This is a genomic window from Bacillus sp. LB7, from assembly GCF_030449715.1.
Taxonomy (GTDB): domain Bacteria; phylum Bacillota; class Bacilli; order Bacillales; family Bacillaceae; genus Bacillus; species Bacillus paralicheniformis.
This window is the reverse complement of record NZ_JASGCA010000001.1, coordinates 79495-100615: the sequence shown is the minus strand read 5'-3', so window position 1 is coordinate 100615 and position 21121 is coordinate 79495. Positions and strand designations below refer to the sequence as shown.

Annotated in this window: 21 protein-coding genes; 4 read left to right on the top strand and 17 right to left on the bottom strand. The window is 48.6% G+C overall.

Annotated elements, in window-relative coordinates; genetic code table 11:
* Entirely contained in the window at positions 1–825 is an 825-nt protein-coding gene (locus QMZ64_RS00585) for a membrane protein insertase YidC (RefSeq protein WP_243943237.1), read from the top strand.
* Between the two features lie 150 nt (positions 826–975).
* Here QMZ64_RS00585 and QMZ64_RS00580 read toward each other — a convergent pair whose 3' ends face one another.
* Positions 976–2094: a tripeptidase T gene (locus QMZ64_RS00580; protein ID WP_243943235.1), complete on the bottom strand. Its 1119-nt coding sequence runs from the start codon at positions 2092–2094 to the stop codon at positions 976–978.
* Between the two features lie 20 nt (positions 2095–2114).
* Positions 2115–3644 carry an acyl-CoA carboxylase subunit beta gene (locus QMZ64_RS00575; RefSeq protein WP_265626396.1) on the bottom strand — a complete coding sequence of 510 codons (1530 nt, stop codon included), beginning with the start codon at positions 3642–3644 and terminating at the stop codon, positions 2115–2117.
* A 99-nt stretch (positions 3645–3743) separates the two neighbouring features.
* Between QMZ64_RS00575 and prli42 the strand changes: the two genes are divergently transcribed.
* Positions 3744–3836: a stressosome-associated protein Prli42 gene (gene prli42 / locus QMZ64_RS00570; RefSeq protein ID WP_023855150.1), complete on the top strand. Its 93-nt coding sequence runs from the start codon at positions 3744–3746 to the stop codon at positions 3834–3836.
* A 141-nt stretch (positions 3837–3977) separates the two neighbouring features.
* Here prli42 and QMZ64_RS00565 read toward each other — a convergent pair whose 3' ends face one another.
* From QMZ64_RS00565 to QMZ64_RS00545, 5 genes are all read right to left on the bottom strand, one after another.
* Entirely contained in the window at positions 3978–4937 is a 960-nt protein-coding gene (locus QMZ64_RS00565) for an aromatic acid exporter family protein (protein ID WP_265626393.1), read from the bottom strand.
* A gap of 72 nt (positions 4938–5009) precedes the next feature.
* A complete protein-coding gene (gene artM / locus QMZ64_RS00560) occupies positions 5010–5732 on the bottom strand; it encodes an arginine ABC transporter ATP-binding protein ArtM (protein WP_265626391.1) in 723 nt (240 codons plus the stop codon).
* Positions 5725–6387 carry an arginine ABC transporter permease ArtQ gene (gene artQ / locus QMZ64_RS00555; RefSeq protein ID WP_243943232.1) on the bottom strand — a complete coding sequence of 221 codons (663 nt, stop codon included), beginning with the start codon at positions 6385–6387 and terminating at the stop codon, positions 5725–5727. Before artQ ends, artM begins: the two co-directional genes overlap by 8 nt.
* An 86-nt stretch (positions 6388–6473) precedes the next feature.
* Complete coding sequence (gene artP, locus QMZ64_RS00550; protein ID WP_243943230.1) at positions 6474–7241, bottom strand: arginine ABC transporter substrate-binding protein ArtP; 768 nt, start codon at positions 7239–7241, stop codon at positions 6474–6476.
* Positions 7242–7469: 228 nt separating this feature from the next.
* On the bottom strand, positions 7470–7907 hold the full coding sequence (locus QMZ64_RS00545; protein WP_003183325.1) for a BrxA/BrxB family bacilliredoxin: 438 nt from the start codon (positions 7905–7907) through the stop codon (positions 7470–7472).
* A gap of 184 nt (positions 7908–8091) precedes the next feature.
* Between QMZ64_RS00545 and QMZ64_RS00540 the strand changes: the two genes are divergently transcribed.
* Positions 8092–8994 (top strand): YegS/Rv2252/BmrU family lipid kinase, encoded by a 903-nt coding sequence (locus QMZ64_RS00540; protein ID WP_265626389.1) that lies wholly within the window; start codon positions 8092–8094, stop codon positions 8992–8994.
* Positions 8995–9019: 25 nt separating this feature from the next.
* Here QMZ64_RS00540 and QMZ64_RS00535 read toward each other — a convergent pair whose 3' ends face one another.
* The 8 genes from QMZ64_RS00535 to QMZ64_RS00500 all read right to left on the bottom strand — a co-directional run bounded on the left by QMZ64_RS00535 (position 9020) and on the right by QMZ64_RS00500 (position 19092).
* Entirely contained in the window at positions 9020–10300 is a 1281-nt protein-coding gene (locus tag QMZ64_RS00535) for a dihydrolipoamide acetyltransferase family protein (RefSeq protein ID WP_301441080.1), read from the bottom strand.
* Positions 10301–10323: 23 nt separating this feature from the next.
* The gene (locus QMZ64_RS00530) at positions 10324–11307 is read right to left on the bottom strand and encodes an alpha-ketoacid dehydrogenase subunit beta (RefSeq protein WP_048350552.1); all 984 of its coding nucleotides are present in this window, start codon (positions 11305–11307) and stop codon (positions 10324–10326) included.
* A 12-nt stretch (positions 11308–11319) separates the two neighbouring features.
* Positions 11320–12312 (bottom strand): thiamine pyrophosphate-dependent dehydrogenase E1 component subunit alpha, encoded by a 993-nt coding sequence (locus tag QMZ64_RS00525; protein WP_265626385.1) that lies wholly within the window; start codon positions 12310–12312, stop codon positions 11320–11322.
* A gap of 22 nt (positions 12313–12334) precedes the next feature.
* Entirely contained in the window at positions 12335–13756 is a 1422-nt protein-coding gene (gene lpdA / locus QMZ64_RS00520; protein WP_301441079.1) for a dihydrolipoyl dehydrogenase, read from the bottom strand.
* A complete protein-coding gene (buk, locus tag QMZ64_RS00515) occupies positions 13746–14852 on the bottom strand; it encodes a butyrate kinase (RefSeq protein WP_265626382.1) in 1107 nt (368 codons plus the stop codon). Before buk ends, lpdA begins: the two co-directional genes overlap by 11 nt.
* 38 nt (positions 14853–14890) lie before the next feature.
* Positions 14891–15985 (bottom strand): branched-chain amino acid dehydrogenase, encoded by a 1095-nt coding sequence (gene bcd, locus QMZ64_RS00510; protein WP_265626380.1) that lies wholly within the window; start codon positions 15983–15985, stop codon positions 14891–14893.
* Positions 15986–15988: 3 nt separating this feature from the next.
* Positions 15989–16900 carry a phosphate butyryltransferase gene (yqiS, locus tag QMZ64_RS00505; RefSeq protein ID WP_165427527.1) on the bottom strand — a complete coding sequence of 304 codons (912 nt, stop codon included), beginning with the start codon at positions 16898–16900 and terminating at the stop codon, positions 15989–15991.
* A gap of 125 nt (positions 16901–17025) precedes the next feature.
* On the bottom strand, positions 17026–19092 hold the full coding sequence (locus QMZ64_RS00500; protein ID WP_265627786.1) for a sigma-54 interaction domain-containing protein: 2067 nt from the start codon (positions 19090–19092) through the stop codon (positions 17026–17028).
* A gap of 153 nt (positions 19093–19245) precedes the next feature.
* Here QMZ64_RS00500 and QMZ64_RS00495 point away from each other — a divergent pair, with 153 nt between their 5' ends.
* Positions 19246–19500 carry a DUF2627 domain-containing protein gene (locus tag QMZ64_RS00495; RefSeq protein WP_152847012.1) on the top strand — a complete coding sequence of 85 codons (255 nt, stop codon included), beginning with the start codon at positions 19246–19248 and terminating at the stop codon, positions 19498–19500.
* Between the two features lie 110 nt (positions 19501–19610).
* Here the strand turns inward: QMZ64_RS00495 and QMZ64_RS00490 are convergent, their stop codons facing one another.
* Positions 19611–20336: a glycerophosphodiester phosphodiesterase gene (locus QMZ64_RS00490; RefSeq protein WP_243943204.1), complete on the bottom strand. Its 726-nt coding sequence runs from the start codon at positions 20334–20336 to the stop codon at positions 19611–19613.
* A 134-nt stretch (positions 20337–20470) separates the two neighbouring features.
* Entirely contained in the window at positions 20471–21091 is a 621-nt protein-coding gene (locus tag QMZ64_RS00485) for an N-acetylmuramoyl-L-alanine amidase family protein (RefSeq protein ID WP_265626378.1), read from the bottom strand.
* Between the last annotated feature and the right edge of the window lie 30 nt (positions 21092–21121).

Below are 21121 nucleotides of genomic sequence, written 5' to 3'. Positions count from 1 at the left end.
GTGTTGAACACGAAATTAAAACAATTATTTGCGACTGCAATGTTTTTGATCATGACCATGTTTATAGGTGAACAAGCTTCGGCAGCCACCGGCAGTACCGGAGGAAGCGACAACTTCTTCCAACATTATGTCGTGGGGCCTTTTTCAGAGCTGATTAAAGGAATCGCCGGATTTTTCCACGGAAACTACGGACTGTCGATTATTTTTGTGACAATCATCGTCCGGGTTCTCGTCTTTCCGCTGTTTGCCAACCAGTATAAAAAACAGCGGGCCATGCAGGAAAAAATGGCGCTTGTCAAACCTGAGCTGGATGCGATTCAAAGCAAGCTAAAAAAGACGAAAGATCCTGTGAAGCAGAGGGAAATTCAGCAGGAGATGATGCAGCTTTACCAAAAGCACAACATCAATCCGCTGGCGATGGGCTGCCTGCCGATGCTGATTCAGTTTCCGATTCTGATCGGTTTTTATTATGCGATCCGCTCGACGCCCGAAATTGCTTCACACTCTTTTCTCTGGTTTAACCTCGGGCATTCTGATATTATCGTATCTTTATGCGCCGGGTTCATGTATTTTATCCAGTTCTATGTGTCTCAAAAGCTGAACGCACAGAACGCACAATCAAATCCGGCGGCTCAGCAGTCCGCCAAAATCATGGGCTTCTTTTTCCCTGTGATGATGACGATCTTTTCGATCAACGTCCCTGCGGCCCTGCCGCTGTACTGGCTGACAAGCGGACTGCTTCTGACGATTCAATCCGTCGTTCTTCATCAAGTTTACCAAAAAAACAAAAAAGCCATTCAGCCTGCTGAATCGGCTACGAAATAAAAGAGCTTGCGCCTTAAAGGCGCAAGCTTTTTTGTGTTTCCCTTCCATCTTCTCGATCGTGACGCTGATGAGAGGCCAGTTCGTTCGAGAACGCCGCCAAAACTGGCGGGATGGAGCTGAAACGGTGATTTCCCCTGTAAAAACCCGATTTTATGACGGGTTTGCTACTTCCTCAATAATGGCAACGACCATCTCTGCAGTTTTGACAAGTTCCTCAATCGGCATTTTTTCGTTTTTCGTATGGATCTGTTCATATCCGACTGCAAGGTTGACAGTCGGAATGCCGTGGCCTGCGATGACGTTCGCATCGCTTCCTCCGCCGCTCGTCAATAGCTCGTACGGACGGCCGATTTTCCCGGCGGCTTTTTTGGCGATTTCAACGACGAGATCCCCGTCTTTGTATTTAAAGCCCGGGTACATGACTTCGATTTCCACCTCGGCTCTGCCCCCCATTTCAGCGGCTGCTGCTTCAAACGCCTGTTTCATTTTTTCGGTCTGTTTTTCCATTTTTTCCGGAACAAGCGAACGGGCTTCAGCGAGAACGTCGACCTGATCGCAGACGATATTGGTTTGCGTTCCGCCCTCAAAGCGGCCGATATTAGCCGTCGTCTCCTCGTCAATGCGGCCAAGCGGCATTTTGGCAATCGCTTTTGAAGCGATCGTGATCGCGGAGACTCCTTTTTCCGGCTCTACTCCGGCATGAGCCGTTTTTCCGTAGACAGTTGCTCTAATTTTTGCCTGTGTCGGCGCTGCTACGATAATATTGCCGACCTTCCCGTCGGAATCAAGCGCATATCCATAATCGGCTTTTATCAGTGAACGGTCTAAAGCTTTCGCTCCGACAAGCCCCGACTCTTCACCGACCGTAATGATGAACTGGATTGTTCCGTGCGGAATGTTTTTTTCTTTCAGCACTTTTACGGCTTCAAGCATCGCTGCAAGGCCTGTTTTGTCATCAGCTCCCAAAATCGTTGTGCCGTCTGTTTTGACATATCCGTCTTCAATGACCGGCTTCACGCCTTTTCCGGGTACGACCGTATCCATGTGGGATGTAAAGTAAATCGTGTCCGCCTCTTTCGTTCCCGGAAGCGTGCACACGAGGTTTCCCGCTCCGTGCCCCGTTTTTTGCGCTGTGTCATCCTCCACGACATCCATTCCAAGCGCCGCAAATTTTTCTTTCAGCACCTTGCAGATGTCAGCTTCGTGTTTTGTCTCGGAATCAATTTGCACAAGTTCTAAAAACTCTTCTAACAGACGTTTTTCATTCATGCTAGTTTCCCCTCCATTTTTTAAAGCGGTATATTTCCATGCTTTTTGTCCGGCCGGATTTCTTTTTTGCTCTTCAGCATGTCAAACGTTTGGATCAGCTTCTTCCGCGTCTCTTTAGGATCGATGATATCGTCTACCATGCCGTATCTTGCAGCGGTAAAAGGGCTTGAAGCCTGCATGCATTTCCGGATTTTTTCCTCCCGGGCGGCCTGCGGGTCTTCTGACCGTTCGATTTCCTTCGCGAACAGCACATCCGCAGCTTCTCCGGCGCCCATCACTGCAATTTCTGCATTCGGCCATGCAAACACGGCATCCGCTCCAAGCGCCTTGCTGTTTAAAGCGACATATGCTCCGCCGTATGCTTTTCTTAAAATGACCGTCACCTTGCAGACGGCGGCTTCCGCATACGCGTAAAGGATTTTGGCGCCGTGCCTGATCACCCCGCCGTGCTCTTCGCGTATTCCCGGAAGAAAGCCCGGGCAATCCACCAAAGTCAAAATCGGGATCTGAAAGGAATCGCAAAAACGGATAAACCGGGCGATTTTGTCAGCCGCATCCATGCTGAGACTTCCTGCTAAATATTTCGGCTGGTTGGCCACGATCGCCGCCGTTTCCCCCGCTATCCTTGCAAAACCGATCACCGCGTTTTTGGCAAAGTGGCGCTGCACTTCAAAAAATGTTCCGCTGTCTGCGATTTCCGCGATGATCTGTTTGACGTCATACGGCCGCTGACCGTCTTCAGGCAGGATCGTCATTAAAGCAGGCCTTATATCATGATCTTTCGCCTTTATCGCCTTGGCTGGGGGCTTTTCTTCGTGATTTTGGGGGATGTAGGACAAGAGCTTGCGCACCTCACTAAGGACGGCCTCATCGGAATCCCCGGAAAAATGGGCATTCCCGCTGATTGAATTATGTATATAGGCGCCCCCCAATTCTCCGGAGCTGACAGCTTCGCCTGTCGCCGTTTTGATGACTTTCGGACCGGTGATGAACATCTGTCCGGTTTTTTCGTTCATGAAAACGAAGTCGGTCAAAGCTGGAGAATAAACCGCGCCGCCCGCACAAGGGCCGAGTATGACAGAGATTTGCGGAATGATGCCTGAGCAAAGGACATTTCGGTAAAAAATATGACCGTATCCATCTAATGATAGCACACCCTCTTGAATTCTCGCACCACCTGAGTCGTTCAGACCGATAAAAGGGGCCTTATTTTTGAGGGCAAGATCCATGACGGCCGCTATTTTTTTGGCGTGCATTTCTCCGAGCGCTCCACCGGTGACGGTAAAATCCTGGGAAAACAGATAAACGGGCCGCCCGTCGATTTTTCCGAATCCCGTGACAACCCCGTCGCCTAACGGGGCGCCGGACTGCCGGCTTCTGGCAAAGGCATTCAGTTCAGTGAATGTTCCCTCATCAAGCAGAAGATCTATTCTCTCTCTGGCGGTAAGCTTGCCTTTTTGCTTCTGCCTGTCGATCCGTTCCTGCCCGCCCCCAAGCAAAGCTTGTTGGCGGCTGTTGTTTAAATCGTCAACTCTTTCAAACATATTCATCACGTTCTGCCCCTTCTCTATTTGATTCTTACACGAAACTTGTCCGATGAAAAAAAGCAGTATAAAATAATGGGAGATTAAAAAACAGAGGTGAAAAGCTTGTCTCGAAAATTCATCAAATTCATGGTTATTTTAATGATCGGCGTCATGGTGCTGACGACTCTGCTTACCGGACTCAGCATGATTTTTTAATACAAATCATGAAAGCAGGCGGCTCTTTTTGCGGAGAAACGCCTGCTTTTTTTCAAGCCCGGACTTCCGCAAGAATAGAAAAAACCGCACGGGTTTCCCCCTGTTTCATTAGATTGACCAATGAAGGAGAAACTCATGCGGTTATGCCGGAGATTTAATTCCTTTAAAGTAGCTCTTAATCACAAGATACTGTTCCATTTCGCCGAGAAAATTGAAAAGAGCGGCGCGCGCTTCAAATTCTTCGCGCGTCGTCGGCAGCTCCATCTCATCAATTTCCTCTCTCATTTTCACGAGCCGCTTCAAAAACTTATGAGCCGTATTGCCGGGATGGATGGCTCCTCTTAAATCATGAAGAAACGCTGCGATCATATGCCCCTGTTCAACCGTCATCGAAATCGACGTGATTTTCGGCAGCACCCTTTCGATAATTTCAAACTGCTTTTCTCTCATTTTAAAGTAGTGATAATAGAGGTTTTCGTGCCTGAGAAAATGGTTTTCCACATCGCGGTATGCCAGGGTCTTCGCTTCATTGATCAAACGGTGCGTTTCAGGAATCTCTTTTCCCGTCCAATCCTGTTCCCCGGTCAGCAAATAGCGTTCGATTTCTGCAAAAATCTTGGCAAAGTTATCTTCGATTTTCTGCTGATACTGTTTGAGCTCTTTATCGAGGCTCGGCATGTACAAATTCATCAGCAGGGCAACGCCGATTCCCGTGATGATGATGAGGCATTCGTTCCAAATGAGAGAAAGGGTGATCCCTTCTGACATATAAAGGTGAAGGATGATGACCGAACTTGTGACGATTCCTTCTTTTATTTTCAGAAGAACGGTTGTCGGAATAAAGAACAGCAGCATCAGACCGATGACAGCCGGATGATAGCCGATCAGTTCAAAAAACGCGTATGAAAAAACGATCGCAAGAATGCATGCCGCAAACCGGGCCCATGATGCCTGAAGGGACCGCTTTTTCGTCACTTGAATACAGAGGATCGTGATGATCCCTGTCGACACAAAATTATGGAGGCCGAGCAGCTGTGCGATATAGATGGCCAATGCTGTTCCAAGCGCTGTTTTTAATGTGCGATAACCTATTTTAAACATCGTTAACCCCAATCTTTTCTGCTAGTCTTAGTGAATAAAAAAGAAGAAGATCAGCATCTTCTTCAGCTTATTTTATAGTATTTTCTCTAAAAAGTCTTGAGCTCTTTTCGATTTTGGAGAAGAAAAAAACGCTTTAGGATCATCGTCTTCGACAATGGTTCCTTCATCCATGAAAAGCACCCTGTCGGCGACTTCTTTGGCAAAGCCCATTTCGTGCGTCACGATCACCATCGTCATCCCGGTTTTCGCCAAATCCTGCATCACCTGGAGCACTTCTTTGACCATCTCCGGATCAAGGGCCGAAGTCGGCTCATCAAACAGCATGATGTCCGGACTCATCGCCAGCGCCCTCGCAATCGCGACGCGCTGCTTTTGCCCTCCTGATAAACGGTTCGGATAATCATCTTTTTTATCGATAAGCCCCACTTTCTCAAGCAGTTCTTCCGCTTTTTTCGCTGCCGCCTGTTTGCTTTCTTTTTTGACATGGACAGGTGCATACGTAATATTTTCAAGAACCGTTTTATGCGGGAACAAATGAAAATGCTGAAAGACCATGCCGATGTTCTCTCTGATTTTCAGCACATTTGTTTTCGGGCTTGTAATCTCTTGATCCTGAATGAAAATGCTGCCTTCCGTCGGCTTTTCAAGCAGGTTTAAGCAACGCAGAAACGTTGATTTGCCTGAGCCTGACGGGCCGATGACAGCGGCTACTTCGCCTTTTTCAAAGGAAACGGAAATATGTTTAAGCACCTCGTGCTTTCCGAAAGATTTTGAGAGATTGCGAACATTAATCATTGACATTCAGCTTCCTTTCAATCGCTTTGCCGACAAACGTCAGTATCAAAACGAGCACATAGTAGATGAGACCCGCAAACAGCATCGGCTCAAGCGGGCTGTAGATCGCCGCTCCCGCCTGATAGCTTCGTCTCATAATATCGCCGAGTCCGATGACGGTGACAACAGCCGATTCCTTTGTCAGTGTAATCGATTCGTTGATCAGCGCCGGCATGATATTTTTAAAGGCCTGCGGCAGCAAGAGATCCTTCATCATCTTTGCATACGGGACGCCCAGCGCCATCGCCGCTTCTTTTTGCCCTTTGTCGATCGCATTGATTCCGGCTCTGATGATTTCTGACACATAAGCGGCGGAATTTAAGCCGAATGCGATGACAGCCGCCCAGTAAGCATCAATATCGAAGCCCAGCACCTGAGGCAGCCCGTAATAGACGATCATCAGCTGCAGAACGAGCGGTGTTCCCCGGAATATGGAAGTGTAAAAATCGGCAATCCATGCCAGGGGCTTAATCGAACTGATTTTTAAAAGCGTAATCACAACCCCCAGCAAAAATCCAAGCACGGCCGCAGCCGCGACCACTTTTAAGGTAACGCCCAAGCCTTCCAAAATGAAAGGCATCTCGGGTATTGTAGTTGAAAAATCAAGAAAATTCATGTGACTCTCCCTCTCCCGCCTCATCATCAAAGAGGCGCACATCGCTTTAGAAAAAAAAGTTCAACAAAGAGTTGAACTTTTCACGCTTACTTTTTCGTTTCTCCGCCGAACCATTTTTCTTTCAGCTTTTCAAGTTCTCCGCTTTTCTCCATTTCTTCAAGCGCTTTGTTGAACTTCTCGGTCAAATCGCTTCCCTTTTTGAAGGCGATCGCGGAGCCGGCTTTTTCATCCGGTTCTTTCGGCAGATTGTAGCCAACCAGTTCTTCATTTTTATCAATATATTTTTCAGCAACGATATCCTCTATGATTGCTGCGTCGAAGCGGCCCGCTTTGATTTCTTCGGTTAAATCCGAAATGCGGTTGCGGTTTTCAACTTTTAAATTGTAATCCGGCGTAAGCTCCTTCGCTTTTTCTTCCTGGATGGAGCCAAGCTGTACGCCGACCGTTTTTCCTTTCAAATCGTCAAGCGATTTGATGCCGCTTGATTTTTTTGTAACGATCATGTTGTGAGCCGTATAATAGACGTTTGAAAAATCGACCTGCTTTTTGCGTTTAGGTGTCGGCGTCATTCCTGAAAGCACGATGTCGACTTTGTTTGTTTTAAGAGCGGTCACCAGTCCGTTGAAGTCCATGTCTTTCACTTCGATTTCATGGCCCGTTTTTTTAGCCAGTGCATTTGCCAGATCAACATCAAAACCGACAATTTTATCTCCGTCTTTCGATTCAAAAGGCGGGTAATCGGCTGAAGTTCCCATCACCAATGTTTTTTTATCAGCAGAACCGCTGCTCGTCCCGCAAGCAGTCAATGCAAATGTGAGACATGCTGTCACTACCAGTAACATCCATTTTTTCATGTTGTGTATCCCCCTGAACCATTTTGAATATTTATTCGTTGATATGTATTTTAAACATTTTCTAGGCCAGATGCAATACCATTTTGAAAAATAACTGAAAAACCTTCAAATAAGCCTTTAAATACCAATTAAAAACCTTCGTTTTTATCTTTCTGATTGCATATAAAAAGAATTTTTATACACAAAAAAAGCCTGCCATATGTTTTGGCAGGCGGTATTTCCTTTCCCTTATACTTCTTCACAGTATTCTTCAAACAATCCTTGAAGCTTAGTGATGACAGCCATCGGCTCATAGCCTTCAATTTCATGGCGTTCGACCATTTTTAAAATTTTCCCGTCTTTTAAAAGAGCGAATGACGGAGAAGAAGGCGGATATCCTTCAAAATATTCCCTTGCTCGAGCCGTCGCTTCTTTGTCTTGTCCGGCAAAAACGGTGACGAGATGATCCGGGCGCTTATCGTAATGAACCGCATGATGTGCGGCAGGTCTTGCAATTCCCCCTGCACAGCCGCAGACGGAGTTGACCATCACAAGTGTAGTGCCTTTTTTCGTGAGCGCTTCATCGACCTCTTCAGGCGTTTTTAGTTCGGTGTAGCCGGCAGCCGTTATTTCCTGTCTGGCTTGGCGCACGACATCGTTCATAAACAGATTAAAATCCATGTTCACTTTAAGATCTCTCCTTTTTAGCCGCTTTCAGCATGATGCTAAAGGCGCTGTTTGCTCATCTGTTCTAATGATACTTTGAAACCGTCCGGACCGCAAATCAGGCGATTCGTGTTTCTTCAGGTTTATGGCGCGGGCAGCCCGGGGAAAAATAAGTAAAGACCCTATCAAATAAAGGAGCACCTTTATGAACCGAAAGAAAGCAATGCTGATTTACAACGGAAATGCAGGACAAAAAAATGTTGAAAAAACACTCGGTGCTGCCGTACCTGTTCTTTCACAGGCTATAGACGAACTCATCGTGATACCGACGAGAAAAAAACATGATGCATTCGAATTTTGCCGGGAGATCGGGGAGGATATCGGGCAATTGTTTATATTAGGCGGTGACGGAACGGTGCACGAATGCATTAACGGCATCAGCCAGCTTCAAACGAAGCCAGATATCGGCATCCTCCCGGGCGGCACATGCAACGACTTTTCGAGGGCGCTCGGCATCCCCCAGAACATTGAAAAAGCGGCGGAAGCGCTCGTCAATGGACAGCCTGTCCCGGTCGATGTTTTAAAAGCAAATGATCATTATTGTCTCAACTTTTGGGGCATCGGTTTGATCACGGAAGCTTCCAGCCATATCAATCAAACGGAAAAAGCACTGCTCGGGAGAATCAGTTATTTTACAAGCGCACTGCGGACTATCTCCAATCTTGAGCCTTTCTCTTTCCGCCTGTCGATCGACGGAGAAGAGTTTACTGACGAAGCGGTCATGGTTGTCGTGCTGAACGGACCATTTATCGGAACGAACAAGATCCCCCTTCCGCAGCTGAGCATTAACGACGGAAAAGCGGACATCCTCGTCTGCCGGAATACGAATCTGGCTGCATTGAAAGAGCTTTTTGCAATGGATGATCCCGAATGGGATTCCTTTGAAGGCGAGCTCTCCTATTATCAGGGGCAAACCGTTCAAGTTGAAACCGCCCTTCCAATGGAAGCCGATACAGACGGCGAAATCTGCACAAAAACGCCGGCTTCAATCGAGGTGCTAAACGGGCATCTCCGCATGCTCGCGCCGTTAGAAAAAGAAAAAAGCTGACCCTTAACGGGCCAGCTCTTCTTTTTTAATAAATGGAAGTATGATCATCGATTTGTTCCAAAATCTCTTTCACACGGGCAAGGAATCTGCCGCAAACGAGGCCGTCAAGCACTCTGTGGTCGAGGGATAAGCACAGGTTCACCATATCTCTTACCGCGATCATGCCATGCTCCATGACGACGGGACGCTTGACGATCGATTCAACCTGCAGGATGGCCGCCTGCGGATGGTTGATGATCCCCATTGATTGAACCGATCCAAACGAACCGGTATTGTTGACCGTGAACGTACCTCCGCTCATATCCCCGCTCGTCAGCTTGCCGCTTCTGACCTTATGAGCCAGTTCGGAGATTTCTCTCGCGATGCCTTTAATCGTTTTTTCATCAGCATGCTTGATGACAGGTACGTAAAGCGCATCGTCAGTCGCTACGGCAATTGAGATGTTGATGTCTTTTTTCTGAATGATTTTATCCCCGGCCCACATGCTGTTCATTTGCGGGAATTCCTTCAGCGCCTGTGCGACCGCTTTGACAAAGAACGCGAAAAAGGTCAGGCTGAAGCCCTCTTTCTTCTTAAATTCGTCCTTTATTTTGTTGCGGTAGCTCACAAGACTTGTGACATCCACTTCCACCATTGTCCAGGCATGAGGGATTTCATGCTTGCTTCTGACCAAGTTGCTCGCAATCGCATGACGGATTCCGGTCACAGGAATCTCGACGTCTCCAGCCGCACTTTGAAGCGGTGCAGCTTGAGGGGCGGCTGGCGCCTGTTTTTGGGCGGGCTCACTCGCTCGCGCGGCATCTGTATCCGGCTGTTTTTCCGGCGCCGCATCAGCTTGAGGAACAGCTCCGGAAGCAATGATGCGCTGGATGTCTTTTCTTGTGATCCGTCCGCCGGCACCTGTACCTTCCACCTGCTCCAAATCGATGTTGTGCTCTCCGGCAAGTCTCAGCACCGCCGGGGAATAACGTTTTTTCTGAGATGTATCTTTCTCCTCCGGTTTGGCCGGCTCCGCTTCCGCTTGATCCGGCTTGGAGACAGCCTCAGCCTCCGGTTTCGCTTCTTCGTTTGTTTCGACTTTGCAGATGACGTCTCCGACTTGCAGAGTTTCGCCTTCCTTCCCGACAAGCTCGGTAATCGTTCCCGTGAACGATGAAGGGACTTCAGCATTGACCTTATCCGTCATCACTTCAGCAATCGGATCGTATTTGTTGACGTGATCTCCGACGCTGACGAGCCATTTGCTGATGGTTCCCTCCGTCACGCTCTCGCCGAGCTGCGGCATTGTCATTTGTTCCACTGCCATACGATATGTCCTCCTTCGCTATATTAAAACTCAGCCAATTCTCTCATCGCTGCTTCCGCTTTATCCGGATTGACCATAAAGAATTTTTCCATTGTAGGAGCATACGGCATTGCCGGGACGTCAGGGCCCGCCAACCGCTTAATCGGCGCATCCAAATCGAACAGGCAATGTTCTGAAATGATCGCGGCTACTTCACTCATAATGCTGCCTTCCTTCGTATCTTCGGTCATCAGAAGCACTTTGCCCGTTTTGGAAGCCGCTTCAATAATCGCTTCCTGATCGAGCGGATATACTGTTCTTAAATCAAGGATATGTGCGGATATCCCGTCTTTGGCAAGCCGCTCGGCAGCCTGAAGGGCAAAATGGACGCACAATCCGTATGTGATGACGGTAATGTCTTCGCCTTCCCGCTTCACATCCGCCTTTCCGATCGGCAGCACATAGTCGTCACTCGGCACTTCGCCCTTGATCAGCCGGTACGCACGTTTATGTTCGAAGAACAGGACAGGGTCATCATCGCGGATGGCCGCTTTCAAAAGCCCTTTGACATCATAAGGCGTCGAAGGCATGACGATTTTCAGCCCGGGCTGGTTGGCAAACACGGCTTCAACCGACTGTGAATGGTACAGCGCGCCGTGCACGCCTCCGCCGTAAGGTGCGCGGATGACGATCGGACAGTTCCAGTCATTGTTGGAGCGGTAGCGGATTTTTGCCGCTTCCGAAATAATCTGGTTGACAGCCGGCATAATAAAATCTGCAAACTGCATTTCGGCGACCGGTCTCATCCCGTACATGGCAGCCCCGATTCCGACGCCGGCAATTGCGGATTCCGCCAAAGGCGTGTCCATTACCCGCTCTTCGCCGAACTGGTCGTAAAGACCGGCTGTTGCCTTGAACACACCGCCTTTTTTGCCGACATCCTCCCCTAAAACAAAGACGCGGGAATCCTTTTCCATTTCTTCTTTCATAGCCAAAGTGACAGCATCTATATATGACATAACTGGCATTGTTCTTCCCCCTTACTCCGCATAAACATGCCGCAGCGCATCTTCCGGATCTGCATAAGGTGCATGTTCAGCATAATCTGTTGCTTCATTGACGATGGTTGTGATCTCATCCGACATTTGCTTCTCAGACTGGTCGTCCAGAAGCCCTGTTTCTTTTAAGTAATGCGTGAATTTGTTAAGCGGATCATTTTTCTTCGCCTCCGCCACCTCTTCGCGCTCTCTGTAGCTTCGATCGTCATCATCGCTGGAGTGCGGGGTCAGCCGGTATGATATCGTTTCGATTAGTGTCGGACCTTCGCCTCTTCCGGCACGTTCCCTTGCTTCTTTAACCGCTTTGTAGACTTCAAGCGGATCATTTCCGTCAACGGTCACGCCAGGCATGCCGTAACCAACGGCGCGGTCGGAAATGTTTTCACAAGCCACCTGCTTTTCGTAAGGAACCGAGATGGCGTATTTATTGTTTTCACACATGAAAATGACGGGAAGCTTATGCACGGCCGCAAAGTTCGCCCCTTCATGGAAGTCCCCCTGGTTTGAAGAGCCTTCGCCGAACGTCACAAAAGTCGCGACGTCTTTCTTGTCAAGCCTTCCGGCAAGCGCTACACCAACCGCGTGCGGAACTTGCGTTGTCACCGGCGAAGAGCCCGTGACGATCCGGTTTTTCTTTTGACCGAAATGGCTCGGCATCTGCTTTCCTCCCGAATTCGGATCCTCGGCTTTTGCAAACGCCGACAGCATTAAATCTTTTGCCGTCATTCCAAAAGCAAGCACAACGCCCATATCTCTGTAATACGGAAGCACATAATCGTTCTCACGGTCTAAAGCGAATGCCGCTCCGACCTGGGCGGCTTCCTGTCCTTGACAAGAGATGACAAAAGGAATTTTGCCTGAACGGTTTAAGAGCCACATCCGCTCATCGAGTTTTCTGGCTAAAAGCATGGTTTTGTACATGTCGATTGCTTGTTCATCTGTTAATCCAACTGCTTCATGACGGTTATTGCCCATTTTTTTCACTCCTTCATGCTTTCTAAAAATGAATCGCCTTTCCATCTACGGCAAGGGCGGCTTCTCCGATCGCCTCCGACAGCGTCGGATGCGGATGGATCGTTTGTCCGACTTCCCACGGAGTAGCGTCAAGCACCTTTGCCAGGCCGGCTTCAGATATCATGTCTGTCACATGCGGGCCGATCATGTGAACGCCCAAAATATCATCTGATTCGCGATCGGCGACGATTTTGACAAAGCCGTCCGTCTCACCGTACACGAGCGCTTTGCCAATCGCCTGAAACGGAAATTTGCCTACTTTGACGCTCTTGCCCTGCGCCTTCGCCTCATCCTCTGTCAAGCCGACCGATGCGGCTTCAGGACTTGAATAAATGCATTTTGAGACAAGCGAATAATCGATGGCGTGCGGGTTCTCGCCAGCAATATGCTCAACGGCCGTAATCCCTTCGTGGGAAGCAACATGTGCAAGCTGAAGGCCGCCGATCACATCCCCGATCGCATAGATGTGGGATTCTTTTGTCTGGTACATGCTGTTTGTCACGATTAAGCCGTTTTCCACTTGGATATCTGTGTTTTCCAGACCGATCCCTTCAACATTTGCCTGCCTTCCAACCGATACGAGCATTTTCTCAGCGGAATAGGTCTGTTTTTCTCCGTCTTTTTCAGCTTGAATGCTGACCGTATCGCCTTTCACCAATGTGTCGGGCAGCACTTTCGCTCCCGTGATGATGGTGATGCCTTTTTTCACCAGCTGCGTCTGCATTTCGTTAGAAATATCGGCATCTTCCGTCGGCAAAATCCGGTCTGCATACTCAATGACGGTCACGTCAACACCGAAATCGCACAACATGGAAGCCCACTCGATTCCGATGACACCTCCTCCGACAATCAGCATGGAAGCCGGAAGCTGCTCAAGTTCAAGCGCTTCGTCGGATGACAGCACGTTTTCCCCGTCAGGCTCAAGCCCCGGCAGCGACCTGGGCCTTGAGCCTGTGGCGATGATGACGTTTTTCGGTATGAGCATCTCATTCTCATCCCCATTCGCCATCTCAACGGAAACCGTCCCCGGCATCGGGGAAAAAATCGACGGCCCGAGAATCCGTCCGATTCCTTCGTAAACATCGATCTTTCCTTTTTTCATCAAGTGTTTGACACCGTTGTGCAGCTGGTCAATTATTTTTTGTTTTCTGCTTTGAACTTGAGAAAACCGCAGGCCGACTTCAGAAATGACCACTCCAAATTCGTCCGCCTTTTTTGCTGTCCTGTAAACTTCCGCACTTCTAAGGAGCGCCTTCGACGGGATGCAGCCTTTATGAAGGCACGTGCCGCCGAGTTTCCGCTTTTCAACGACGGCTGTTTTCAACCCCAGCTGCGAAGCTCTGATGGCAGCCACATAGCCGCCGGTGCCCCCTCCAAGAATCACGAGATCGTATTCAGTTGCCATGACTTTCCCTCCTCTGGTTCGGATACTGTTTCGCCTCTTCTTCGCCGTTCAATACTCGAAATGCACCTTCAGCCAATGCTTGAAGCTCATTTTCTCCCGGAAAGACGACGACATCCGAAATCCAGTCTATGTACTGTCTGATCGAGGTAACAAACGATTTTCCGTACGCCAGTCCGCCTGTCAAAATAATGACATCCACTTCGCCTTTTAAGACGGCGCTGGCCGCCCCGATTTCTTTGGCGATTTGATAAGCCATCGCTTCATAGACGAGCGCAGCCTTTTGATCGCCTTCCTTGATCATTTTCTCAACTTTTACCGCATCCATCGTGCCGAGATAGCCGGCGAGGCCTCCGCCGCCGACAAGCATTTTCATCAGCTCGCCTTTCGTATATTCGCCGGAAAAGGCCATTTCGATCAGATCACCCGCAGGAATGGTTCCGGCCCGCTCCGGACTGAGCGGACCTTCTCCGTGGAGGCCGTTGTTGACATCGATCACCCGTCCGTGGCAATGGACGCCGGTCGTAATGCCGCCTCCCATGTGGGTGATGATCATTTTCATATCTTCATACCGCTTTCCAAACTGCCAGGCCGCTTTCCTCGCGACAGCTTTTTGGTTGAGCGCGTGAAAAATACTGCGCCTTTCGATGGCCGGCGTGCCGGAAATCTTTGCGACAGGGGCCATTTCATCCACAACAACGGGGTCGACGATAAAAGCGGGAATATTTAATCCGTCGGCAATCTCCCTGGCGATGATGCCCCCGAGATTTGATGCATGCTGCCCCGCATAGCCGTTTTTCAAATCGACGATCATCGCATCATTGACTTCGTAAGTGCCGCCTTCAATCGGTCTGAGCAGCCCTCCCCGGGCGCAAACGGCATCCAATTTAGAAATGTTGATTCCCTGTTCATGCAGGGTTTCGAGTATCGCCTGTTTTCTGAACGAATATTGATCAATAATGGTTTGATATTGCTGTAACTCAGTCTCGTCATGACGGATTGATTTTTCGAAAATCGAACGGTCATCATGAAAAACGCCGATCTTTGTAGATGTTGATCCCGGATTGATGACGAGAATACGTTTTTCCTGTACCTGCATTGATATAAAACCTCCAATAGCGAATAGGGGTTATGATCTTAACGTCTGCTTAAGATGTGATGGCCGTTTTGCAAAAATTGACTTCTCGATTGGCGCATGCGCTCAATACGTTCTTCCGCCAAGCGGTCAGCGGCCAAGTATGTCGGAATGCGGTCGCGATTTGAAATTTCAAGGACGCGTTCAATGTTTCCGTAGATGCCTTCGACTTTTTTCAGGGCACGCTCCGAATTATATCCGTAAAGCTCGTCAGCGACATTGATAACACCACCGGCATTGATGACATAGTCCGGGGCATAAACGATGCCCCTGTCGTGGATTTGATCCCCGTGGCGGGTTTCTTTCAGCTGGTTGTTAGCTGCCCCGGCAATCACTTTGGCTTTCAGCTGCGGAATCGTATCATCATTGATTGTCGCTCCGAGGGCACATGGCGCATATATATCGCACTCCTGTGAATAAATATCATCCGGATCGACGGCCCGGGCGCCGAATTCGGCGACTGCGCGTTCGACCGCTTCTTTATTGATGTCAGTCACGATCAGTTTCGCGCCTTCTTCGTGGAGATGGCGGCACAGATTGTAGGCCACGTTTCCGACGCCTTGGACGGCAACGGTTTTTCCTTCAAGCGAATCTGTCCCGAAGGCCGCTTTTGCCGCCGCCTTCATCCCTTTATATACCCCGTAAGCCGTTACCGGAGAAGGATTGCCTGATGAACCGAAAGCGGGCGAAATGCCTGTAACAAAATCTGTTTCGTCATGAATGATGTCCATATCTTCAACGGTTGTACCGACGTCTTCCGCGGTGATGTATCTTCCGTTCAGCCCTTGAATGTAACGGCCGAAAGCGCGGAACATTTCTTCGTTTTTATCTTTGCGCGGATCGCCGATAATAACGGTTTTGCCTCCCCCGAGGTTCAGTCCGGCCGCCGCGTTTTTATAGGTCATTCCCCGCGCAAGGCGCAGCGCATCTTCAATTGCGGCTTCTTCACTTTCGTATGTCCACATTCTCGTGCCGCCGAGAGCCGGCCCGAGCGTTGTATCATGAATCGCGATGATCGCTTTTAATCCGGACTGTTTATCTTGGCAAAATACCAATTGCTCATAGTCATACTGTTCCATATATCGAAATAGTTCCATTTTTTATTCCTCCTCTTGTCGTGCTTCAGACGTACACAGAGCCAAAGCAATCGAATACAGCTTGTTTTCTGCGGAATCGGCCCTGCTTGTCAAGGCGATGGGCGCTTTTGCTCCTGCCAAAATAGCTCCCACTTTCGCACCCGCAAAATGAATCAATGATTTGTAAAGGACATTGCCTGTTTCAATTGAAGGAACAAGCAGGATGTCGGCCTCTCCCGCTACGATTCCGGAAATGTTTTTATGCCGGGCGGCAAGCGGTGAGATCGCATTATCCAATGCGAGAGGCCCGTCAACAATGCAGTTTTTGATTTGGCCCCGATGATTCATCTGCGTCAAGGCGGCTGCATTCAATGTCGCTTCCATTGCGGGATTCACCGTTTCCACCGCGGCGAGACAAGCGACTTTCGGCATTTGCACGCCGACCGCTCTCGCCACGCCGACTGCGTTTTCTAAAATCTGTTTCAGCCCATCGAGCTTGGGGCTGATATTCATTGCCGCATCTGTTACATAAATCAGCCTCTCAAACCCGCTGACTTCAAAAGCTGCTACATGTGACAGAACGTGCGAGGAACGGAGCCCGTACTCTTTATTCAAAACGGCTTTTAATAGCACGGCTGTCGGGACATTCCCCTTCATGAGAACATCAGCATTTCCGCTTTTGACAGCTTGAACGGCAATTCTCGCCGAATCCGCCGGCGATTCCGAATGAATGATATCCACGTGCCGTTTTGAAATGTTCTGTTCTGTCATCATATGCCTGATCTTTTCTCTGTGCCCAATCAGCAAGAACCGGGCAAATTGCTTGTCGACCGCAAGTTTAACTGCTTGCAGCACTTCGTCATCTTCTGCATGTGCGACGGCGACCGTTTTATTGTCAAGCTCCGCCGCTTTTTGCAATAATTGTTTCAGCTTCATAGTACCCACCTTTCTTAGCAAACATCCGCCCACTATATCATGCAAGTTTCGTGCCAGTATAAAAAAAGCGGTTCGGTACTGTGATCCTGTTTACAGTTTGCATGATTTTGCACTCGTTTTGCAATTTATTGCATGCTATCTTTTGCAAGATTGTATTTATCCATTTTGTAATAGAGATTGCGAATACTGATTCCAAGCGCTTTTGCCGTTTTCGTTCTGTTGTATTGATGCTTTTCAAGCGTTTCTTTAATGACATGCGCTTCAAACCGTTCAACTGCATCAGACAGCTTTTCATCTTCCACCTCAGGGAAAGCTGCACCGGCTTCCGCCTTTTTTTTCGGACGGTCTGCTTCAGGCAGGTGTTCAAGATCAATCCATTCCATTTGCGGTTTTAAAAAGATCATCGCCCGCTCGAGGACATTTTCAAGCTCTCTGACATTCCCCGGCCACTTCCGTGCTTTTAACGATTTGAGCGCGTTTTTCGTAAGCCCCTTTACATTGCGTCCGTATTCTTGGTTTATTTTTCCAACCAAATGCCTGCTCAAGGCATCGATATCCTCTTTCCGCTGCCTGAGCGGCGGAATCGATATCGGATAGCGATTGATCCGGTAGTACAAGTCTTCGCGAAACCTGCCCTCAGCGAGCGCTTTTTCAATATTGACGTTTGTCGCTGCGATGACCCGGACGTTTACAGAGATCGGTTTGGTCCCGCCGACTCTGACAATTTCTTTTTCCTGAAGAACGCGGAGGAGCTTCGCTTGTGTGTTTTGCGTGAGCTCTCCGATTTCATCCAAGAAAATGCTGCCGTTGTTCGCCTCTTCAAAAAATCCTTTTTTCCCGCCGCGGCGCGCGCCTGAAAAAGCGCCTTCTTCATAGCCGAACAGCTCTGATTCAAGCAGTGATTCCGAAATGGCCGCACAATTGACGCGGACAAACTTATTATACTTTCGGTCACTTTCGTTATGTATGGCATGGGCAAAAAGCTCTTTCCCCGTTCCTGATTCGCCTCTCAGCAAAATCGTCGCAGGCGTCTTCGCCCCCAATTTCGCCTGTTCCAGCGCGACGAGCATCTGCTCGCTTGAACCGATGATGTCGGCAAATGTATATTTCGCCTCAAGTGTGCGGATAATCTGGCGCGCTCTGTTCAGCTCGTTTGTGAGCGATTGAATTTCAGATACATCGTGAATGACGCCGACGCTCCCTTTTAAAATGCCGTCGACGATAATCGGCGCGACATTGACGATCACTTCTTTTTTATTAGGGCCGACTTTCATTCTGACCCCTCTGACAGGGCGCCTCGTTTCAAGCACTTTCAAATGCATGCTTTCCCCTTCGGATATGTCGGTATTGGCCGGCTTCCCGATCACCTGGTCTTTTGTCAGGCCCGTCATCTTCGTATACGCCCTGTTGATCATCATCCCGTTTCCGTTTTCATCAACGACCGATATCGCTTCATCCGAAGATTGAATGATCGCTTCAAGCATCGTTCTGACTTCCTTCAGGTTGGTCACCTCTTCAGCCAGCTCGACCGCATCGGTAATGTCCTTAAATATGCTGAGCGCCCCGAGCAGCGTCCCTCCGTCATCGATAATCGGAATTCTGGTCGTGACGATCTGCCTGTTCGGATGGAGAAATTGCTTTTGATGATACTCAGGCTCTCTCGTATTGAGAATGCGCGGCAGCTTCGTCGTCGGGATCACGCTTTGAATATGCTGGCCGATCGCTTCGCTGCGCTTTGTTCCGGTCATCACTTCCGCCATTTTGTTAAACAAAATGATCTCTTCGTTAATGTCGATAAAAATCATGCCGTCATTCATAGAGTTGAAAATACGGTCGTGTTTATACGTCTGCTCTTTTAACATTTGGATGAGCTGCTGCTTTTCGTTCATCAGCTGAGAGATGATATAAGCGAGCGATCCCGGCACCACGATCGTACTGTCGTGCTTTTTTCGCATCAGCTGCTTTAATACGCCGGCGTCTCCGGTCGTTTCAATGATGATATCAATCTGTTCTGTGATGTATGGCGTCCAATCGAGCGCCGTTTCGATATCGTTTTTTTGCGCGATGAAAAGCCCGGGCGCTTCCGGATTTTTATCGATGACCGCCTCGATATGCATCGTCTTTGTTTTCAACAGCACATCCAAGAGAGCGGTCCCCCCTTTTCCAGCACCAACGATCAGTACTTTTTGCATCATCCCTTTACCCCTTTGTATGAAAAATTTTGCACACCTTCACGTTCACTTGCAACAATTTGCACAACATCTATGTTATCATGTTTTCCTTTCTTGACAAACTTTTTTTTCAAATAGACAATAAAGGTAAATCATTGGTAAGGGGATTCGTGTATGGGGAGAATGATCGCACTGCTCGTTTTGCTGATACCGGGAGGCCTGGCTGCTCTCGGAATTAAATTGATGCGCGACACTGTTTTCGGCGTTTTGATCAGCCCGTTTCAGATCCTTTGGCTTCAGGGGCTGGCGGGGCTTATATGCTTCGCAGGCGGCCTTTATTTATTAGGCGGATTTATTCTATACAGAGACAGAAAGCGCAATCAAGTAAGCCCCCGTTTCAGAAAAAAGCAGAGCGGCCGCGAGGTGTGATCTCTGCGAACGGAAAGCAAAAAGCCGCAGATACTGTCTGCGGCTTTCAGATTGTTGACAAAATCCCAAAACGGCTTTTAGTTTTGGGATTTTGTCATCCTTTCAGCATGTCACATCTCGGCTTTTATTTTTAACGCTTTTTCGGGAAAATCGGTGAAAAAACCGTCAATTCCTTCAGCAATCAGCTTTTTCATCTCCTCTTCACGGTTGATGGTGAACGGCCTGACCGCTTTTTGTTTCAAATGGGCGTTTTTGATCATGTCAGCCGACATTGAACGGCGGTACGGATGAAATCCTGCAGCCGGAATCATTTCAATGTACTCCTCTGGCTTGTAGATGACATCCATGTAAAGCGCGGCCAACTCGATACTCGGATTCAGTCTGCTGCATAACGCAAGGCTTTCATGATTGAATGATGAAAGAATGATCCGGTCTTGAAGGCCGTACGCTTCAATCATCGACATCACCTTTTCTTCCATTCCTTCATAACGGATAATGCTGTTTTTCAGTTCCACATTGAGAAGAAATTTAGCATCTGCCGCCCACTCAAACACTTCTTCAAGGGTCGGCACCGGGACAGAGCCGGTTTTTTCGGAAAAACGGTGGCTTGCGTCTCCGCGCTTGATCTCCTCATATGTAAGATCCTTCACATATCCTTTCAGCGAAGTCGTCCTGTCAAGCTTTTCATCATGTATCACAACAAGACGTCCGTCTTTTGCCATTTGTACATCCAATTCGATGCCGTCTGCACCGATGGCCGCCGCGTGCTTAAACGCCGCCATTGTATTTTCGGGAAAAGTGCCGGAAGCTCCTCGGTGTGCAAATATTTTCGTCATCTCTGGTTCACCTCTACAAGAATTGCAAGTTTATATCCCATTATGAAGGTCTTACTGTTTTCTTTCCACACATAAGGCCTTTTTTAACATAAACATAACACAAGAACCCCGGTTATATACCGGGGCCCCTTCTGTTATTCGTAATAAGCTGCAACAGCGTCAGCAATCGCGTCTGCCGCTTTTTCCTGATATTCCGGACTTTCGAGTTTATCTGCATCAGTTTTGTTCGTGATAAAGCCGAGTTCCACTAAAACACTCGGCATTTGAGAATTTTTGATGACATAAAACCCTGATTCTTTTACACCTCTGTCCCGAGTGCCAAGCGCATCCGGAAGGCGTTCTTGAATGTTAGACGCCAGCCGTTCGCTGTCAGCGGCTTGATACGCAGAATCGAAGTATGTTTCTGTACCGGACGCTTCCGGAACGGCTGAGTTTGCATGAATGCTGATCAGCAAGTCTGAAGCGTTCTTGCTCGCTTTGGCCACCCGATCTTCCAGCGTCAAAAACGTATCATCCGTTCTTGAGGCGATTGTGGCGGCTCCTTCTTCCTTCAGTTTTTCATCAACCAGCTTTGCCACTTCAAGGTTGACATCTTTCTCAAGCAGCCCGTTTCCGACCGCGCCGCTGTCTTCGTCCCCGTGACCTGCGTCAACATATATCGTCTTCCCGGAAAGCGGCTCAGCCGCAAAAGCAGCTGGAAAAACCGCAATAAACGAAAACAGCAGCAAAACAAAACTCCTCATTAACAGTTTCACGATTTGTTCCTCCTACAATCCCTTTTTGCA

Bases quoted from the DNA above. Each gene is read 5' to 3' on its own strand.
- QMZ64_RS00580 (WP_243943235.1), bottom strand. From the start codon at position 2,094: ATGAATGAAAAACGTCTGTTAGAAGAGTTTTTAGAACTTGTGCAAATT.
- QMZ64_RS00575 (WP_265626396.1), bottom strand. From the start codon at position 3,644: ATGAATATGTTTGAAAGAGTTGACGATTTAAACAACAGCCGCCAACAA.
- QMZ64_RS00565 (WP_265626393.1), bottom strand. From the start codon at position 4,937: ATGTTTAAAATAGGTTATCGCACATTAAAAACAGCGCTTGGAACAGCA.
- artM (WP_265626391.1), bottom strand. From the start codon at position 5,732: ATGATTAATGTTCGCAATCTCTCAAAATCTTTCGGAAAGCACGAGGTG.
- artQ (WP_243943232.1), bottom strand. From the start codon at position 6,387: ATGAATTTTCTTGATTTTTCAACTACAATACCCGAGATGCCTTTCATT.
- artP (WP_243943230.1), bottom strand. From the start codon at position 7,241: ATGAAAAAATGGATGTTACTGGTAGTGACAGCATGTCTCACATTTGCA.
- QMZ64_RS00540 (WP_265626389.1), top strand. From the start codon at position 8,092: ATGAACCGAAAGAAAGCAATGCTGATTTACAACGGAAATGCAGGACAA.
- QMZ64_RS00535 (WP_301441080.1), bottom strand. From the start codon at position 10,300: ATGGCAGTGGAACAAATGACAATGCCGCAGCTCGGCGAGAGCGTGACG.
- QMZ64_RS00530 (WP_048350552.1), bottom strand. From the start codon at position 11,307: ATGCCAGTTATGTCATATATAGATGCTGTCACTTTGGCTATGAAAGAA.
- QMZ64_RS00525 (WP_265626385.1), bottom strand. From the start codon at position 12,312: ATGGGCAATAACCGTCATGAAGCAGTTGGATTAACAGATGAACAAGCA.
- lpdA (WP_301441079.1), bottom strand. From the start codon at position 13,756: ATGGCAACTGAATACGATCTCGTGATTCTTGGAGGGGGCACCGGCGGC.
- buk (WP_265626382.1), bottom strand. From the start codon at position 14,852: ATGCAGGTACAGGAAAAACGTATTCTCGTCATCAATCCGGGATCAACA.
- bcd (WP_265626380.1), bottom strand. From the start codon at position 15,985: ATGGAACTATTTCGATATATGGAACAGTATGACTATGAGCAATTGGTA.
- yqiS (WP_165427527.1), bottom strand. From the start codon at position 16,900: ATGAAGCTGAAACAATTATTGCAAAAAGCGGCGGAGCTTGACAATAAA.
- QMZ64_RS00500 (WP_265627786.1), bottom strand. From the start codon at position 19,092: ATGCAAAAAGTACTGATCGTTGGTGCTGGAAAAGGGGGGACCGCTCTC.
- QMZ64_RS00495 (WP_152847012.1), top strand. From the start codon at position 19,246: ATGGGGAGAATGATCGCACTGCTCGTTTTGCTGATACCGGGAGGCCTG.
- QMZ64_RS00490 (WP_243943204.1), bottom strand. From the start codon at position 20,336: ATGACGAAAATATTTGCACACCGAGGAGCTTCCGGCACTTTTCCCGAA.